This window comes from Thermophagus sp. OGC60D27, assembly GCF_052400625.1.
GTDB lineage: Bacteria > Bacteroidota > Bacteroidia > Bacteroidales > Marinilabiliaceae > Thermophagus.
Map to the genome: position 1 here is coordinate 1 of NZ_JBQTGH010000004.1, position 17,029 is coordinate 17,029.

The 17,029-nt window shown below is 39.2% G+C and carries 17 protein-coding genes; 6 read left to right on the forward strand and 11 right to left on the reverse strand.

Annotation, left to right across the window (positions count from 1 at the left end; translation table 11 throughout):
* Positions 1-182 precede the first annotated feature (182 nt).
* From istB to ACT29H_RS06030, 3 genes are all read right to left on the reverse strand, one after another.
* Positions 183-920 (reverse strand): IS21-like element helper ATPase IstB, encoded by a 738-nt coding sequence (gene istB / locus ACT29H_RS06020; RefSeq protein WP_444820706.1) that lies wholly within the window; start codon positions 918-920, stop codon positions 183-185.
* Between the two features lie 26 nt (positions 921-946).
* The gene (gene istA / locus ACT29H_RS06025) at positions 947-2,494 is read right to left on the reverse strand and encodes an IS21 family transposase (RefSeq protein WP_444820707.1); all 1,548 of its coding nucleotides are present in this window, start codon (positions 2,492-2,494) and stop codon (positions 947-949) included.
* 440 nt (positions 2,495-2,934) lie between these two features.
* A complete protein-coding gene (locus ACT29H_RS06030; RefSeq protein ID WP_444820708.1) occupies positions 2,935-3,579 on the reverse strand; it encodes a hypothetical protein in 645 nt (214 codons plus the stop codon).
* A 112-nt stretch (positions 3,580-3,691) separates the two neighbouring features.
* On the opposite strand from ACT29H_RS06030, the gene ACT29H_RS06035 reads away from it, so the two are divergent.
* The gene (locus tag ACT29H_RS06035) at positions 3,692-4,039 is read left to right on the forward strand and encodes a hypothetical protein (RefSeq protein WP_444820709.1); all 348 of its coding nucleotides are present in this window, start codon (positions 3,692-3,694) and stop codon (positions 4,037-4,039) included.
* A 780-nt stretch (positions 4,040-4,819) separates the two neighbouring features.
* On the opposite strand, the gene ACT29H_RS06040 is transcribed toward ACT29H_RS06035, so the two are convergent.
* The 8 genes from ACT29H_RS06040 to ACT29H_RS06075 all read right to left on the reverse strand — a co-directional run bounded on the left by ACT29H_RS06040 (position 4,820) and on the right by ACT29H_RS06075 (position 9,475).
* Positions 4,820-4,996, reverse strand: coding sequence for a hypothetical protein (locus tag ACT29H_RS06040; protein ID WP_444820710.1), 177 nt, complete (start codon positions 4,994-4,996; stop codon positions 4,820-4,822).
* A 215-nt stretch (positions 4,997-5,211) separates the two neighbouring features.
* A complete protein-coding gene (locus tag ACT29H_RS06045; protein ID WP_444820711.1) occupies positions 5,212-5,760 on the reverse strand; it encodes a GyrI-like domain-containing protein in 549 nt (182 codons plus the stop codon).
* A gap of 5 nt (positions 5,761-5,765) precedes the next feature.
* On the reverse strand, positions 5,766-6,620 hold the full coding sequence (locus ACT29H_RS06050; RefSeq protein WP_444820712.1) for an AraC family transcriptional regulator: 855 nt from the start codon (positions 6,618-6,620) through the stop codon (positions 5,766-5,768).
* Positions 6,621-6,957: 337 nt separating this feature from the next.
* Positions 6,958-7,086 (reverse strand): hypothetical protein, encoded by a 129-nt coding sequence (locus tag ACT29H_RS06055; protein ID WP_444820713.1) that lies wholly within the window; start codon positions 7,084-7,086, stop codon positions 6,958-6,960.
* Between the two features lie 9 nt (positions 7,087-7,095).
* Positions 7,096-7,404: a hypothetical protein gene (locus tag ACT29H_RS06060; RefSeq protein ID WP_444820714.1), complete on the reverse strand. Its 309-nt coding sequence runs from the start codon at positions 7,402-7,404 to the stop codon at positions 7,096-7,098.
* A gap of 87 nt (positions 7,405-7,491) precedes the next feature.
* Positions 7,492-8,571: a beta-galactosidase gene (locus tag ACT29H_RS06065; protein ID WP_444820715.1), complete on the reverse strand. Its 1,080-nt coding sequence runs from the start codon at positions 8,569-8,571 to the stop codon at positions 7,492-7,494.
* A 34-nt stretch (positions 8,572-8,605) separates the two neighbouring features.
* Positions 8,606-9,019, reverse strand: a complete 414-nt coding sequence (locus tag ACT29H_RS06070; RefSeq protein WP_444820716.1) for a helix-turn-helix transcriptional regulator — start codon at positions 9,017-9,019, stop codon at positions 8,606-8,608.
* A gap of 264 nt (positions 9,020-9,283) precedes the next feature.
* Positions 9,284-9,475: a tyrosine-type recombinase/integrase gene (locus ACT29H_RS06075; RefSeq protein WP_444820717.1), complete on the reverse strand. Its 192-nt coding sequence runs from the start codon at positions 9,473-9,475 to the stop codon at positions 9,284-9,286.
* Positions 9,476-9,584: 109 nt separating this feature from the next.
* Here ACT29H_RS06075 and ACT29H_RS06080 point away from each other — a divergent pair, with 109 nt between their 5' ends.
* The 5 genes from ACT29H_RS06080 (at position 9,585) to ACT29H_RS06100 (ending at position 17,024) form a co-directional block, all read left to right on the forward strand.
* Complete coding sequence (locus ACT29H_RS06080; protein ID WP_444820718.1) at positions 9,585-11,255, forward strand: hypothetical protein; 1,671 nt, start codon at positions 9,585-9,587, stop codon at positions 11,253-11,255.
* 16 nt (positions 11,256-11,271) lie between these two features.
* Positions 11,272-12,681, forward strand: a complete 1,410-nt coding sequence (locus tag ACT29H_RS06085; RefSeq protein WP_444820719.1) for a glycosyltransferase — start codon at positions 11,272-11,274, stop codon at positions 12,679-12,681.
* Positions 12,682-13,033: 352 nt separating this feature from the next.
* Complete coding sequence (coaD, locus tag ACT29H_RS06090) at positions 13,034-13,516, forward strand: pantetheine-phosphate adenylyltransferase (protein ID WP_444820720.1); 483 nt, start codon at positions 13,034-13,036, stop codon at positions 13,514-13,516.
* Positions 13,517-13,571: 55 nt separating this feature from the next.
* Positions 13,572-15,020 (forward strand): TlpA family protein disulfide reductase, encoded by a 1,449-nt coding sequence (locus ACT29H_RS06095; protein WP_444820721.1) that lies wholly within the window; start codon positions 13,572-13,574, stop codon positions 15,018-15,020.
* Positions 15,021-15,287: 267 nt separating this feature from the next.
* Positions 15,288-17,024 (forward strand): T9SS type B sorting domain-containing protein, encoded by a 1,737-nt coding sequence (locus ACT29H_RS06100; RefSeq protein WP_444820722.1) that lies wholly within the window; start codon positions 15,288-15,290, stop codon positions 17,022-17,024.
* Positions 17,025-17,029 lie beyond the last annotated feature (5 nt).

Here is a 17,029-nt window from a genome sequence, read left to right on the forward strand (position 1 = left end):
AATGAATTTAAATCTAAGACGAAAGCGAAAACGAAGATTGCCGGCTCGCGAAAAAGAATCGTTAAGCCGGCCACAAGTGGTTATTTCGGTCTGATTGTGCCAGTGATTTCGGTCAAAATGTGCCAGTGATTTCGGTCAAAATGTGCCAGTGTGAGAGAAGGTGCAATAGTACAAAAAAAAGTTTATTCAGTTTTCAAAATATCTCTTCTTAAAGAGGGTCCGTTTAGATCGATTCGATGGGAAGAATTTACCAGTCGGTCGAGTATTGCGTCGGCGATTGTTCCTTCACCAATAATATCATACCATACAGACACGGGGATTTGTGACGAGACAATTGTAGATTTATGACTATATCGGTCATCTATAACATCCATTAGCGTTTCACGATCGTGTTTATCAAGGGATTGCAATCCGAAGTCATCAAGGATTAAAAGATCCACTTTTGATAGTTTGTTAAGTTCTTTCATGTAAGTGCCATCCACTTTAGAGAGTTTAAAGCGCTTAAATAATCGTGAAGTAATAGCATAATACACTCTATATTCCATCATACAGGCATGGTGCCCTATAGCCTGGGCCAGATAGCTTTTACCAACGCCGGAGGGTCCTGTGAAAATCAGGTTTTCGTTTCTTTTAATAAAATCAAGAGAACAAAGTCTTTGAAACATGTTTTTATCCAGTTTTCTGTCAGCCTGATAATTTACATCACCGATGGATGCTGTTTGGCGAAAACCGGCTTGCTTAAGTAATCGCTGTATTTTCTTGTTTTGTCTGTCTTCCCATTCATGATCGGTAAGCAATGCCAGATATTCATCGGGGGTGACATCTGTCAACTGATTGTTTTTCATTTGCTGCAGGTGCAAATCGGCCATTGCATTAATCCGCATTTTTCTGAGTTTTTCGATTGTTTGATTGTTGTTCATGACATTTTTTTTACTTGTTTGTATTTTTATTTATAGGCTGAAGCGCCCCGTATATTGCGATGAATAGGGATATGTGTTTGCCTGTGATCCTCAAGAGTGTCAAAGTTTTTATCCTGATTATTCTTGAGTATATTCTTTATTCTTTTGTAAGAGTATGTTCCCACGTTGAGGGCTATTTGACAGGCAGTATTTAATCGTTCAGAACCGTAATCGCGATATAGCTGGATGATGCCCATTGCTCGTTTGTAGGCCGTTTCCGGATAATCATTTTTATTTAGAAGCGCCTCAATAAGAGTTAATACATGCTCACCGTGCCTGATGGCCTTCTTCTTAAAATAATCAGGACTCCATTGACTATAAGCTTTATGAGTGCTACATAGGTGGTTCTCATTGGTGGTATAAATGCCGGGTGAGGGATTTCGTTTATGAGAAGCTATACGCTCATGATTGTAAAAAATCTCAACGGTTGATTTTGTGTATTGGATCTGTGTCTGTTTTCCAATAAAGCGATAAGGAACGCTGTAATAGTGCTTGTCAGGAGAGAAATAAACATACCCGATCTTTTGCACTTTTGCCCGTCGATAGTCTTTTAACTCATAAAGGGTCTCAGGAAGAGGTTTAAGATATTCCCGCTCTATAGACTGAAACAACTCTCTGCGACTGGCTTGTCGGTGTTGCAGCAAAAGATCATTATAGGGGGTTAAAAGCCTTTTTATTTCTCTATTGAGAGCTTCCACAGAGAAGAATCTCATTTGGCGTAAGGGGTAGAATATGCGCTGATAAACGAGATTTACAGCATTCTCTACTAATGCTTTGTCTTGAGGTGAATAACTACGTGTGGGATTAATTACGCAGTTGTAATGATGAGCAAAATCCTTAAAGGCGCGATTTATTTGTGGTTCGTATTTACTGGCTCTTGTTACCGCCGATTTTAAATTGTCTGATACGATGGCTTTCGGTACGCCTCCATAATAAGACAAAGCATTGGACATACAACTTATTAAATCTTCCCGTTTTTGACTCAAACAGGCTTCTGCATAGGTGTATTGACTTTTGGGCAATATCGCAACGAATACTTCTACAGGAATGATTTCCCCTGTTTCCCGGTTTGTGATGTGTAGTTTCTTGCCTGTAAAGTCAATATAAACCTCATTCCCGGCCTTGTGCTCCAGCTTCATAGAACCTTTTACCTTGGGGTGCTTCCGGTGGTAATGTTCCATGAACTGAGTGTAACTGTATGGATTTTTTGATGCCTGCCGGTATTCTCTGTAGTGGTATAAAAATGTAAAGCCCGGATGGTCACGTTGCGCGTTCATCTTCTCAAAATAGCGCATTAGCTCATCATAACGGGCATTTTTGATGGTGGTATGGATTGGAAAAAGCTTGAGTAATTCACTATTATCTAATGAAACAAGTTCTTCTTTGCTGTATTTACTGGAATTAAATAGATGAACGTAATTGTTGATGGTATTCCTGTGAATACCCAATATTTCTCCTATTTTTCGGTTGCTTATACCATCTAAATGTAATGTCAATATCTGTTTTAAATCCATAAGATCAAGTTTATTGGCCATATCGCTTTTTGGGGGCGATATAGCGGTTTTTTCCTGATCTCTCAAACTGGCACAAGTCGAACCGAAAATCCTGGCACAAGTCGAACCGAAAGCTTTTTTTGCTTATGCGCTATGTCTGGCACATTTTAAACCGAAATGTCTGGCACAAGTACTCCGAAATCGGTGGCACATTTTGAACCGTTTTAGCCACCCAACCCATTAGATTGTTAGATGTAAGATTTAAGACATCGCATTCGCTATGCCCCTTGCTCCTGTGCCATTTGCCATCAAACGCAGAAACGCAAAGATTAGATATAAGATAGTTAGATTTAAGATATCAGATGCTTCATGCACTATGCTATCCTGAGCGCTAGTCTAACCTTCCGGCTTCTGACTTCCAGCCTCTGGCTTCCGGCTTCTGACCTCTGTTATAAAAACACTCTTGAAGGCCCATGCAGCAATTAATCCACAATCATTCTGGCTTTTTGGTAGCCATGATAAAAGTTGGGGTCGCTGTGTTTAAAAATGGACATCAGCTTGTCTATCCGGTTTTTCAGCAGTTTGTTGGCGTCCGATAAGAGCAGATCGATTTGGTTGGTAGCCACGCTCGATTTAATTTGGAATGCACGGGGCAGACCATCGATTTGGAGCAGCTGGTTGAGGTCGTTTTGGACGTCGGTGATTTGTTGGGCCGACAGTCCGAAGTCACTCACCAATACTTCCTGCAGTTCTAATGCTTTGTTGATGATGGCTTCTACTTTGATGTAAAAATCATTGTAGGGCAACCGGAAGAGATCCGTCTGGGTGTCGCTCATTTGGCGTGCCAGTTCGTCATCCCCTTCGATGAGGGCATATGCTTCAATCACATCGTTTAGGATGTCGGCTTTAGCGGCAATGTCTTTTTTTAGGGCCAACTTAGTCTTGCCGTAGGAGACCTGAGCGCTGGCCTGTGCTTCAGAAGCAGCCCTGATGGTCGTAATTAATTGGCTCAGCTCGGCCTTTGCGGCAGCCAGGCGAGAAATGCTCTGCCATTTCGCCGCATTTTGGTCAAGGTAGCCATTGACTGCCTCGAACATATTGAGATGATTGGTTTGAATGGTATTCATGGCAGATAATTTTAATTTGGTTACAAATAAAGAGACTTAACACCAAATAAAACGGCCTTCAAGAGTGTATATGCATTATATCTTTCTCAATATATAAAAGAGACACAATTTCGTGAATACTCTTATGATCGGTCTTAAGGGGCTTGTGATTAACCTTAAGGGGTTTATGATCAACCTTGAGAGGTTTATGATCGACCTCAAGAGGTTTATGATCAACCTTGAGAGGTTTATGATCGACCTCAAGAGGTTTATGATCGACCTTAAGGGGTTTATGATTAACCTTAAGAGGCTTATGATCGACCTTAAGGGGTTTATGATTAACCTTAAGAGGTTTATGATCGACCCTAAGGGGTTTATGATCGACCTTAAGGGGTTTATGATTAACCTTAAGAGGCTTATGATCGACCTTAAGGGGTTTATGATTAACCTTAAGACCTTTATGCAGACTTGTTTGTCCTAAATTATCGTAACGGACTTTTTTGCCGGGGTTAAGGAGGCGGACCTGTTTTTCCGGCGACAAACAGCGGTATGACGTTTCGTAGCTTCATCAGAATCAACACCGTTAATCAATTAATTGCAGATTGATTGAACTGTTGGCACCAGCCGACGCCAGCCGCTGTTTTTTCGTTGATGTCACCATTCCTAATCATGCGATGCACATCAACGGGTGCGATGCGTCGATCGTTGAGAAGATTTGTGTGCCTGAAACTCATATAGAATACGGTTTAAATGGCCGCATCGGAAAGATGCCATGCTAACAATAATGTTTCACAAAGCGCACTTTAAATTTAGTAATATTGAATTCCTCACTTCGGACAAGCTTTATATCCATTTCCAATACCTGCCATGGCCCCTGAGGTATTACCCGGCGATATTATACAAACGCCCGTGGTTGCCGAATATATTCTTCCTTAAGTAGCTTAATCTCTTTCATTAACCGCTAAACCTTTTTAGGATGGATTTGGCAGCCAACGATCATTAAAGCATAGGGCATTGCCACAGCCATAATCTGCATCAGGATCTTCAGAAATGGCGTAAATATCGTTTACAACCTCTTCATTGGAAACTTCCAACTGTTTAGAACCATCAATTGTCAAAGTCTTTTTCGACGGTCTTCGTCCTTGTTTGCCAGACTTGTTCCAATATTAAAGATGATGCTTTGTGATTCAAGCAATTTCCTTATTTTTAGTTATTTAATCACCGCGGAATTCAACAAATATTCCTAACGCTTTTTACGCAATCAGTTTTTGTCGTTATTATTTTTCCCCTGTTTTTTGGTTAAAACTATTCCAATCAAAACGCCAAAAGCTACTCCAAGACTAATACACAGAGCTACATTGTCTGTCAAAACACCTATCGCACTTCCGATTGCAGCACCAAAAGCGGCACCTAAAACTATTTTTTTTTCCTTATCCATCCTTTACGATTTCTTTTTATTAAAAGTCGATTAATTTTTATAATGTTACAGGTCTCTTGTTTTTTTCTGATTGCTGCAAATGGTTATTATATGCAAAGCAGGTGATTTCACACCTCAAACTTATCGAACAGTTGAAAAACTGAAGCGGGCTACAATCGTTGAATTTATGATTACCCCGGCAATTTTGCAAACATAAAGTGCCGGGCGTTGGTGCTTTATTTCTCCTTAATTTCTTTACGATAAATAATCTTTTTATTTGGCACATCGTAGATTTCCATTACCGCACCGACATTATTGTACCCTTTGTCTTTAACAAACTTTTCAATTGAGGGATATACTTTCATGATTCCCAAAATAACAGATAATTTCCCTTTGAACGGGAATTCGGCGACTATATACGATTTTCTAGGGTATGTTTTTGTTTTAAATTCCCCCTTTAATTGAGATAGTTTTGAAATATCTTTTTGTTCCACGATACAGCCAATCTCTGATCGCAATTTGTTTTTTTCAACCTCTTTGGGGTTGTCGTAATATATACCAAATCCTTTGAAGGTTTCAATTCCGTAATCATTCAGTAAGGCATAATAGATTTCGTCTGCCAGTTTTCCACTCTTGGCATAATCTCCGGTCATATCTTTGAAAACCAAAGTTTCTCCACCCTGAGTGTCAATCCGACAATTTACTTTTGTTAAACCACCGTAATAAATGAAAACAATCGCCATTAAAGCCAAAGTAACTCCGATAATAATTAATGCAATTTTCATATTTATTAATTTATTAGTTTAATAGGCAGACAAAGATTGACATTGAAATATCCCAGTTCATATTTTTCTGAATACAGATACATTTCAAGATGGGGTCGGTCATCGGGCAAATACTGTGAGTTTAACAACCACTCTTTAAACATATAATCCCATGCATTTGCAATATTGTTTTTATGTCCCTGATAATTAAAAACGGCAAACTTCCCACCATATATTATTTTGGAATCGCATGGAATTCTTTCAGGTAAGTCTTTGGGATTTACAGCAATACAAATATCATATCTGCATTTGTCGGCCGGGGTGTAATCAGGGTCATCATATCCAACGCCTATAAACTGCTCTATTTTAAAATGATAATCAATTGCAAGCTTATATAGTTCATTAGCAGTTTGGGGAATCAACTCATTATCATATCCCGATGTTATTTTTTTAAATAAAACATATCTCTCTGGTAAGTTCACTATACCTTTGAAAGTAATGTCCAATTCTGTGTTTTTGATATTTATCACCCTTTCTTCCAAAACTTTATCTGATTGCCGTGCCTGTGATGGAGAGATGCCATGATATTCTTTGAAATCTCTGGAAAAATTTGCTGTAGAATTATATCCTACTTTAATTGCAAGGTCTTTGATTTCAATGGTTTTGTCTACTTGCAGAAAACGGTATGCTTTGATCATCCGTATTCTTTTTATAAACTCATTGAGGTTTTCACCGGTTACTGTCTTAAAAATCCTGTGAAAATGATATTTTGAAAACATTGCAACCTCTGCAAGCTCGGCCAGTAAAAGCTTTGAATCCAAATTGATTTCAATGTAATCAATAACTTTATTAATTCGTTCTATATAGTACTTATTGGTCATTCTTCATTTTTTCGCAAAATAAAGCTTAACATTAGGATTCCGTTTCCAAATATTGCTTTTTTGCAGCTCGTCACTCAGCAGGACATCCAATTTATAAATACACCCCTCCCCCAACTTATCTCCATCTCCCCCAAAATAAATTAGAAAGCTTTTACTGTGTTAAACTTCCTCATATCGGATTATATATCTGGTCTTAATGGTACTTATTAGTATTTAATCATGAAAGGGATGCTATGGTTTTATGTTATGAATAGTTGCCGGTTTCGGAATGATTGACTTTCAGGTTTTATCGCATTTTTTCGAGATAAAAGCCCTTGAGTGACCACAGACTCTGCAATTATTTATGAGAGTGTGTGTTGAGCTTGGTATTAATTTCCAGGTCCATCTGTTTTCCATTTTCTTTGGCCTTTTTATCTAATAGGGCACCAATAACAAAACCAATAAGCATTCCCAGTACTACTGTCATTCCCATTCTTCAACTTATTCCAAACACTGGTCCTGAAAATACAGCAAAGCGACCCATTCCAATAACCATACCCATTTTGGGATAATAGTATTTGGGTGCTAGTTTTAGCTCTTCACCGATCAATTCCAGTATTTTGGATTGCTCTTTTTCCATTTGTTTCAATAAATCCTTTTTCGAACCGGAGAATGAGTTAATTGCCTCTATAGATTGGTTAACAGCATTTACGATATTGGACGATAATTCCTTTTTTATCAATTCCTGAATATGAGTAGTATCGGATTCTCTATTGCTAACTTTTAAATTTACAACTAAACTCAATAATAAGCAGCTAGTTTTGGAATAAGCACAAAAACTGGTATTACTTATATTTTTTGCACCGGTAGTTATTTTATTCTGCTAATAGCGTTATTGAATTAATATATTGCGGGCATTTTCTAATTCATCTTGTAAGTCAGGGTTTAAAATATCAGCTTTCCATGGTTCAATCCAGTTTAATCCATATATAATTCCTATATCAAATGCAGCAGCGAAAATTGAATCTTTGTTTGAATACGGTTTTCTCCCGTTCATTTTAAAATCAGGGTCATTTGTTACTGACCAAACAAATTGGCCAGCACAATGAGGTTTAAAATCCCACATTATTTGCCAGGTGATTAAATCAGATGTTAAATTGGGATTTGGAGTATTCGCATTTAAAGAACCTTTGGCGATTATTAATTGATCACCATAGGTATTAAATGAATAATTAAGAACTTCATACAGAGCTGAATATTCATTACTTACAAGTGCAGATGAAATGGGTCCTACGGCAGTAATTAAATACTTATTTTTAATATTTTCCATAGCATTATCAATCAGCGTTTTATAAGCATTTACAAACACCTCTTCAGTAAAGCCAGCATCTAAAAATGATTGTTTTTGCAAATCGTCATTAATTCTAAAATCCCAGTCACCCGTATTTGGATCTACCATTGAAATTGAAATTGCAAAAACCGTTTCATTATTTTTATACCTATCTGCAAGTGCTTTATAAAAATTTGATTTTATTCTAATAAATGTTTCGTCCCAGTACGCTGGATGATATCTTTTTTGCAAGGTTTGTTTGTCATATACAAATATTTCTTTTATTGATGGATAGTTCTGCATGACCCAACTTGGTATGCCTTCTCCACCTGTATGAATTGCTATTCTAACTTTTTTGTTTCCAGAAGATGCTCTATTCACTTCGGAATCTATAAAACTCCAATCATAAGTATTTTCCTTAATTTCGACATTACTCCAATCATCCAATATCATATATCCATCAACAAATTGATTATCTATCACTTCCTGGGGTATAGGAATACCTTTAGTTCCAGTAGAAATTATTCCTTTTTGCATTGGAGGGAGTAAAGTAGATGCTTCCTCATTTGGAGAAATACTATTTTCTTTAGAACAACTAACTGTCATTATTACCAAAAGTAAGAGTAATGTTCTGGTTATCATTTATATTTTTTTAAGCTTATATCTCTAATTTGACTTATACAACTTTTGATTTATAAATCTCCAAAAGGTTTAATAAGTTTTGTAAGCTTCCCAAATCATGGTTTTGCTTTTTAAATTCAGTTGGGCTTACTTCAAAATACTTTTTGAAAGCTCTTGAAAAGGAAGAATTATCGCTAAATCCGTATTTGTGTGCTATTTCTGTTGTTGTGATGTTTTTATGTAATAAATCAGATGCTGATTTTTCAATTCTCCGTCTTGTTACGTATTTGTTTAGAGTTTCTCCTGTAACAAATTTGAATACCCGATGAAAATGAAAGGGTGAGAAAAAAGCAATTTCCGAAACAGTGTTCAAAGATAAATCCGATTCCAGGTTTTGGTCAATAAACTCAAAAACTCGGTTGATTCGTTTTTTGTAATCAATTTGTTTTTCTTTATCTGTAATTGTCATTTGGCAAAGGGGATATAACGGTTTTGTGCATGATTAGTGGCGTGTTTAAGTAACTAATTTTGTAAACTAACCCTTTATAGGACAGCTCTAAAATAGACATTTTTCTTTTTCTGAAACCAAAATTCTAAATGCATATTCAGTGCGCAAGTTGGTTCTGTCAAGGGCGGCTGAGGCACGAAGCCGTTTATATACCCTTGACAGGTTCGGAACACGCCCTGAAAAACGTTTAGAAATAGGTTTCGAAAAATAATGAAATATGCAACTTTAGCATTGTCCTAAAAAAGGGAAGGCGACAGTTACAGTTGACAGCCCATCGCTAAAAATATGAGTGTATCGTTCTGTTGTTTTAATGTTCCGGTGTTCCAAAAGGTCCTGCACATACCGGATGTCACGGCCATCTTCCGGTAATTGAGAGGCAAGGGAACGAGGGAGCATAGGGCACAGAGCCAGGGGCATCTTAAACCGACTCCTCTATCAGATAGTTTCAAAGATTCTTAGCCAACGCCTATTTAATAAAAAAGAAGTTTTTATTTTTGACAAACCAATCACATTAAATGTGAGTGTCATGGCAAAAAGAACCAAGCAAAAAAGCAAACAATTATCCGGGGTCGAAAGAATAGACCGATGGTGCGCCTCCAACCGGTCTCTATTGACGGGTATTGCCATTTTCACTTATGTCTTCTTTAGTTTTTTCACATTTAGTTTGAGAATAAGTGAAGGGGGCGATGACAGCACCTATATCATTCGTGCGTTGTCGTTCCTTGAGGATGGCAAGTTTCCAAGCTATCAGGGGCCGGTATATCCTTTAATATTATCGGGGTTGGTCGCCATTTTTGGGACAAATCTGGCCATCTTAAAACTGGGTTCATGGTTATTTCTTACCCTTGCGATCGTCTTATTGGGTAAGGCGGTTTCAAAAAAGATCTCACAATTCACCTATTGGGGCGTTTTATTGGCCATCATCGTCAATTATCACATTTTATATTTTGGCAGCCAGACCTACTCCGAGGCCTTTTTCATGGCACTTCAGAGTCTTTTCTTTCTCTATTTATTCAGGCTGCTAGCACAATCCGGGGATATCCATCTTTCGTACCGCTCCACCTTAACCCTGTCAGGCATTCTGCTGGCTCTATTTCTCACTCGTACAATCGCTCTGGCAGCACTTCCGGCCTTGGTTCTATTTTTATTGCTTAAAAAACAAAACAAGTCTGCTTTTCTAGTATTGTTAAATTTTGCCATTCTGTTGGCTATCTATATAGGATTAAAAGAACTTATCTGGGGAAGTACCGGCAGCGACAATGCCCAGCTTCAATCGTTGTTGATGCGCCATCCGTACGACTCCTCCCAAGGGAAAGAATCCCTAGGCGGCTTTCTTCTCCGATTCATTCAAAATTCTAACATTTATTTATCCAAGCACTTTGCCATTTTTACCGGATTTAAAGCGGCCTTATCATTATCCAAGCAGCCTTTTATTACCATTATCCTATACCTATGGTTTTTCACAGGATTATATCGTTTTTACCGGCATCATCCATATCTTTTTTTTATTGGCCTCTATTTGGTCTTTACGTTGGGGACTACGTTTATTGCTCTGCAACCATTGTGGGATCAGGAGAGGCTAATCATTCCTTTCTACCCGCTAATACTAATCTTCTTGGCAGAAACCCTGATTACGTTGACCCGAAACAGCCCTTCGGTAAATAAACAAATACTTCCTGTCGTTCTACTGTCATTAGTCGTTGTTTTATCGACTACCCAAACGGTCAAACAAACCGATTTTCAAGCTATTTTCCGAAATCTATCGGGCGATCGATTTTACGGATATACACCAGATTGGCAAAACTATCTTAAGATGGCAGAATACACCTCCGAAGAATTGCCGATAACAAGTTATGTGGCTTGTCGCAAGCCCAACATGGCGCGCCTTATGGCAGGCGGGAAAAAATTTTATGGCATTTACAGGTTCGACTCACAAAATGCGGATACCCTCATATCTCAAATATATGAACGTGGTGTTACTCATATTATCGTGGCGTCTTTGCGAAAAAATCCAAGAATTAGAAACGGCCAGGTAATCAACACCATTCATCGATACATGAAGTATATTGAAGAAGCGTATCCCGGCACCTTCCTACTTCGCAAACAAATAGGGCGAGAAGAACCTGCATGGTTGTTCGAAATCAATTACGATCTTTGGCAACAAAAGAAAAAAACATCATCAACCACGTCCCGATAAAACCAAGACAAAAGCGATGGAGCATATCTTAAACTATTTTAATCATGCTGCTAAAACATGGTCTCGTTACCGTAGAAAGAAGGCCTATTACTGGAATCACATCACCCGCCATTGTAATTATTTTATACCACCTGACCACAAAGTGTTGGAAATTGGTTGTGCTACCGGAGAACTACTAGCAGGACTTGATGCAACCGATAAAACGGGGATTGATTTTAGTCCCGAAATGATCCGGCGAGCCAAGCAAAAATGGCCCAACATTAACTTTGAAGTTATGCCTGCAGAAGCAATAACTCTTGAGGAAAAATACGACACCATTATAATGTCTAACTTAGTAGGGGTACTCCCTGATGTAGAACAGGCTTTTTCCCAACTAAAAAACATAACCCATTCACGCAGCCGGATCATCGTCACCTATTATAACCGGTTATGGGAGCCGTTTTTGAAAATGGCGGAATGGCTGCACATAAAACGCCCTTCCCCCCTACAAAACTGGCTGTCTACTACCGATCTGAAAAATCTCCTGTATCTTGCCGGCTTTGAAACCTACAGGGTCAACAAAAATATGCTGATTCCCTTTTATGTTCCGGTAATCTCCTGGTTATTTAACCGCATATTGTCTCGCCTGCCCTTAATTCGGCACTTAAGCCTGAACAATTATATTTTTGCCAGACCTGCCCCCATACCCCATCATGTTGCCGCCCCATTATCGGTTTCTGTTATTATCCCTGCCCGTAATGAATCGGGAAACATAGAAAACGCGGTGAAAAGAATTCCCCAGTTTGGCAAACATGTAGAAATAATTTTTGTGGAGGGAAACTCAACCGATGACACCTGGGAAGTTATCAACCAAACAAAAAATAAATATCAACACACGCACGATATAAAAGCCATTCGCCAGCCCGGCAAAGGGAAAGGAGATGCTGTCCGGGAAGGATTTAAACAGGCTACGGGAGATATTTTGATGATACTGGACGCCGACCTGACGGTGCCTCCTGAAGATTTACCAAAATTTTACAAAGCCATTGCCGGCAGAAAAGGAGAGTTCATCAATGGAGTAAGGCTGGTATATCCCATGGAGAAAAACGCGATGCGTCCGCTGAATACCATTGGCAATTATTTTTTCAGTTTATTATTTTCCTGGCTTCTGGAACAACCCGTTAAAGACACTTTGTGCGGAACAAAGGTGATGTATCGGTCAGACTATCATCGATTGGCTCAAAATCGTCCGTTTTTTGGAGAATTTGATCCTTTTGGCGATTTCGATTTACTATTTGGCGCCTATAAATTAAACTTAAAAATAATTGACCTCCCGGTAAGATACCGGGAAAGAACCTACGGCAGCACCAATATAAGTCGTTTTTCTCACGGATTTATCCTGCTTAAAATGGCCACCTTTGCTGCCGCTAAAATAAAATTCTGGTAATAGGCAATCAACATTAAAGCAACCTCAAACAGGCTCATCGACCGAGCAAAGAGGGAGAATATTAGTTCTACCTGAAGAAAAAGTATACCCATAGAAACACGGGAAGATAAAATATTGAAGCCTTGAATTGGTGATCTGACTTATTTTTTAGATTTTTACGACGTCAGCCGGATCAACATTACTTTAATTAAGTATCGGTCTTTTATGGATTCATCAACAAAACAACCTAATAAAAAAGCGATTCATAATAAACTCTGATCCGGCAGAGCATAAAACCAACAATACAAAAATTCCATTACCCGCCAATCCTATTCATTTAACCAATTAGTAAGATCATAGAAAAACGGCAGGCATGCAAAAAACAGCAATTTTTCCCGGATCGTTCGATCCATTTACCGTTGGACACGAAAACATTGTTCGCAGAGGATTAAGCCTATTTGATAAAGTTTTTATTGCCATAGGCTACAATGCCAACAAAAAAGATTTTTTCCCTGTCGATCAACGCATCGACTGGATAAAGTCGGTTTTTCAGGACGAACCCCGTATAGAGGTAGTCTCTTATGATGGGTTGACGGTAGACTATGCCAAGGAACTGGGGTGTAATTTCATTTTGCGGGGGATCCGCACAGCAGCTGACTTTGAATATGAGCGTGCCATTGCTCAGGTCAACAAAGCCATGTCAGGGATCGACACTGTTTTTCTGCTAACTTCACCGGAACATACCCCTGTTAACTCTTCCATTGTACGGGACATCCTGAAGCATGGAGGAGATGCATCAAGATTTATTCCGGATAAAATAAAAATCCAGGTAGCCCGTGTCAGCCGACAACGGTAGCTGAAGAAGTTTTTGGGGATCAAAGCTTAAAATATCTTGTACATAACAAGCCATTATGAAATATCAACAAGCAATTCTGTCAATTGTCTTTAGTTGGTTAATAACCTTAACGTTAAGCGGCCAATCACAAACTGTCCGGATCTATGGTTCGGCACCTGAATACAGCGACTATGCACTTGTTTTTAAGCATTTTCAAAACTTTATAAACAGGGCGCAAAAAGAACTATTTACCATCAAGATAGACGACCACGGCACCTTCGATTTTTCGTTTCCATTGGAAGCGACGACTTATGCATTTTCCGACATCGGCCAGTTTAGAGGCTTCATTTATCTGAGTCCAGGTCAGGAATATCACATTAAACTTCCACCATTCCGTCCCCTTTCACAGGCGCAACAACTCAACCCCTTTTTTCAGCCGGAACCTGTGGTTATCGGAATATTAAACGAAGATTCAAAAAGTTTAAACGCATACATTCGGGACTTTGATCAAGCTTTCGGAGACAAACTACGTCAACATGCCATAAAACTGATTACCACAAAAAACCAAATACTATCTCAGAATATCATTGACTCTCTTGAAACGGAATTCACATCCGAATCAACCTTTTTTCAAGCACACAAACATTTTAGTTATGCTAGCTTGGCCTTACTGTCGAGTCGCCATAAAGAACGAGATGTCATAAAAAAATACTTTTCTGATCGTCCGGTTGCATTCAACATGCCGGCATACTGGATTTCCTTCGAAGAAGTTTTCAGCGGTTTTTGTCACCCCTTTTTCAGTGAATATAAATTTCAGTCGCCCTTAAGCTACCGCGCCATTGTCGATTCTCTCCAAACCAAAGAGATCTTTCAGCGACACGATTTGGCAGAGGTCCTTGCGCTATGGATTATCTATGAGAGCTATCATGAAAAATTGATTTCCAAAAGGATGGCACTTGAATTATTAGATCAATCGACAGAACAAACCCATCTTAAGCCGATTGGCGAAATTGCACAGGCCCTATATAACAGGATAAAAATATTAATGGAAGGCGAAAAAGCCCCTGAGTTTAGACTGCCTGATTTTGCAGGCAATGAAAAGTCATTACTCGATTTCACCGGCAAATTTGTTTATCTGAATTTTATGCACACTGACAATTTTGCCTGCCGGAAAGACCTAAAACTACTGAAAAAAATACACGATACTTTTAACCGAGATCTGGAAATTGTCTCCATAATAATAGACGAAGATTTTGACAAGGCAGCCAGCTATTTAAAAGAAAATCAAGACAACATGGATTGGCAATTTTTATATTTTGCCATGCAAGGAAATCTCATCAACAACTATAATGTTCAGGCGGTTCCATTGTATTACCTTATCAGTCCGGAAGGGAAACTGGTAATGTCTCCAGCCCCTGCACCGGGTGAAAATTTTCATGACGCATTTGTTAGTGAATACAAAAATTATCGTCGTGAACGGTTGAGAAAACAACCCAAGAATACGAATAGTCCATTGGGATGGTAGCGTAAAATAATGTCCCCCAAGGGGCTATTCCTCCCGAATCACCTTATAAAGTTGCTTTTTTTCACCACAATAATCAGAAAAAACTCATAAATCGTGTAAAAACCAGCAACTTTTATGTATTTTTCTAACAAGTTCGTCGTTTATTTGCTAATTTCAGCATGTTGAACACTGAACAATTCCGACAAAACAAAAGTTTTTATTTAATAGTGTTTCACCCATCCTCATAAATGGATGGGCGTTTCTGTTATTCGCAATCAATCATAAGAGTTGAAAACAAGCATCAAATATCCAATATCAGGGTTGCTCCCTTTTATACTGTTTCTGGGATTATTCTTTAATACCCGAGCTCAATCTCCAAATGCCGAATTTGTAATCAACCAAATAGATGTTTGTGCTGTAGGGAAAATTACGGTTGAGTTGAAAATCCGATTTTATGGGGATGCATATTTTGGATTCAAAATAAAAGATCCAAACGGGACAGAATTCTTCAATAGTAAACCGATATATGAAGAAGACCTGGTAGACGGCGTTTTCACGGAAGAATACAGTTTCACCTTTTCTGTTCCCAATGGCACATCGAATAGGACAGGAACCTTTGAAATTTTAGAAGTTTTTGACAGCTCAAACGGAGGGACGTGGAAGAACCTGTCAGACGAAATAGTCACCTTCACCAACTGGGGCATCCCAAAACTCAATGCAGGAACTGATATAGACTCCTGTGGGTTGAATGCTACTTTAGGAGCCATTCCGGACCCCATATCAAACACCTATTATTGGGAGCTACCATCGCAGGGTACTATTTCCGATCTCAATGAGGCCAATCCCACATTTACCGCCCCGAATACCGGCAATTACACCCTTGTATTTCATCAGGAAAACGGAGCATGTTCTGCCTCAGATGATGTATCGGTAATCCTCCGTGGTTCACCCTCCGCAAAAATAACCACCAATTCAGAGGTTTGTGGCACTGATGATCAAACAGCTGTACTTAATTTAACTTTTGAAGACGAAAATGGACCGTGGGATTACGGTATTACCAATGGTGAATCGACAGTCATAACCAATAACACGTCGACAGCAACCACCACCGAAACAGTCACGGTTAACGGGGAAACAACGTTTTCTTTTTCGTGGGTTCGAGATCAAAATGGCTGTTTCGCTTTACCCGAAGACATTGCAGCCACAGCAGCAGTAAAGGATCTGCTACCCTCGCCCAATGCCGGCAATGACACCGCTATTTGTGGAATTAGAAGCATTGTTCTGGAGTCATCGTTATCGCCCAAGGCGCAAAGTGGCCACTGGATTGCTGAATCCGGGGTTATCACCGACAGCGGCAGTGCGAACACCAAAATTTTTCAGGCAGATGAATGGGGGGAGCATATCGTAACCTGGGAAGAGTCTAATAGTAAGTGCACGGCCAGCGATAGTCGCATCATCAGATTTGATGAACCACCCATCACAAAAATCTTAACTGGTGAAAAAGACACGCTTTATCAGATTTATCACACCACGCTGCAAGCAGCCACGCCTCTTGAATTTCCTTCAAAAGGTGCGTGGCATGGGCAATGGAGCGTCACCTCCGGAAGTGCCAACATAGCCAGTCCGAACGACACTGTCACCCTGATCACCCAGGTGACAGATGATCCGGTGATTATTGAATGGCAAGTCACCAACGGCGTTTGCCCTGAAGAATCGGACCAAATAGCCATCTACCTGAGCAAGATCTCCTATTTCACGGGCATATCTCCCAATCAAGATGGGCGGAATGACTATTTCTTTTTGAGAGGCGCAGAAGATATTGAGGAGAATGAATTCATTGTTTTTGACCAAAACGGCCAGATCGTTTATCGTAAGAATAATTTTCAAAGAAATCCTGAAGATTACAAAGGGTGGAATGGAACTGCCTTGGACGGAAAACCATTAAATAGCGGCATCTATTATTTTATTTTTAAAGGGAAAGGAATCGAACCGGTTCAGGATTATATTATTATTAAAAGACAATAATCATC

What these genes read in the sequence shown, in the direction of transcription:
- istB (WP_444820706.1), bottom strand. Translation starts at nt 920, where the DNA reads ATGAACAACAATCAAACAATCGAAAAACTCAGAAAAATGCGGATTAAT.
- istA (WP_444820707.1), bottom strand. Translation starts at nt 2,494, where the DNA reads ATGGCCAATAAACTTGATCTTATGGATTTAAAACAGATATTGACATTA.
- ACT29H_RS06030 (WP_444820708.1), bottom strand. Translation starts at nt 3,579, where the DNA reads ATGAATACCATTCAAACCAATCATCTCAATATGTTCGAGGCAGTCAAT.
- ACT29H_RS06040 (WP_444820710.1), bottom strand. Translation starts at nt 4,996, where the DNA reads ATGGATAAGGAAAAAAAAATAGTTTTAGGTGCCGCTTTTGGTGCTGCA.
- ACT29H_RS06045 (WP_444820711.1), bottom strand. Translation starts at nt 5,760, where the DNA reads ATGAAAATTGCATTAATTATTATCGGAGTTACTTTGGCTTTAATGGCG.
- ACT29H_RS06050 (WP_444820712.1), bottom strand. Translation starts at nt 6,620, where the DNA reads ATGACCAATAAGTACTATATAGAACGAATTAATAAAGTTATTGATTAC.
- ACT29H_RS06055 (WP_444820713.1), bottom strand. Translation starts at nt 7,086, where the DNA reads ATGACAGTAGTACTGGGAATGCTTATTGGTTTTGTTATTGGTGCCCTA.
- ACT29H_RS06065 (WP_444820715.1), bottom strand. Translation starts at nt 8,571, where the DNA reads ATGATAACCAGAACATTACTCTTACTTTTGGTAATAATGACAGTTAGT.
- ACT29H_RS06070 (WP_444820716.1), bottom strand. Translation starts at nt 9,019, where the DNA reads ATGACAATTACAGATAAAGAAAAACAAATTGATTACAAAAAACGAATC.
- ACT29H_RS06075 (WP_444820717.1), bottom strand. Translation starts at nt 9,475, where the DNA reads ATGCCCCTGGCTCTGTGCCCTATGCTCCCTCGTTCCCTTGCCTCTCAA.
- ACT29H_RS06080 (WP_444820718.1), top strand. Translation starts at nt 9,585, where the DNA reads ATGGCAAAAAGAACCAAGCAAAAAAGCAAACAATTATCCGGGGTCGAA.
- ACT29H_RS06085 (WP_444820719.1), top strand. Translation starts at nt 11,272, where the DNA reads ATGGAGCATATCTTAAACTATTTTAATCATGCTGCTAAAACATGGTCT.
- coaD (WP_444820720.1), top strand. Translation starts at nt 13,034, where the DNA reads ATGCAAAAAACAGCAATTTTTCCCGGATCGTTCGATCCATTTACCGTT.
- ACT29H_RS06095 (WP_444820721.1), top strand. Translation starts at nt 13,572, where the DNA reads ATGAAATATCAACAAGCAATTCTGTCAATTGTCTTTAGTTGGTTAATA.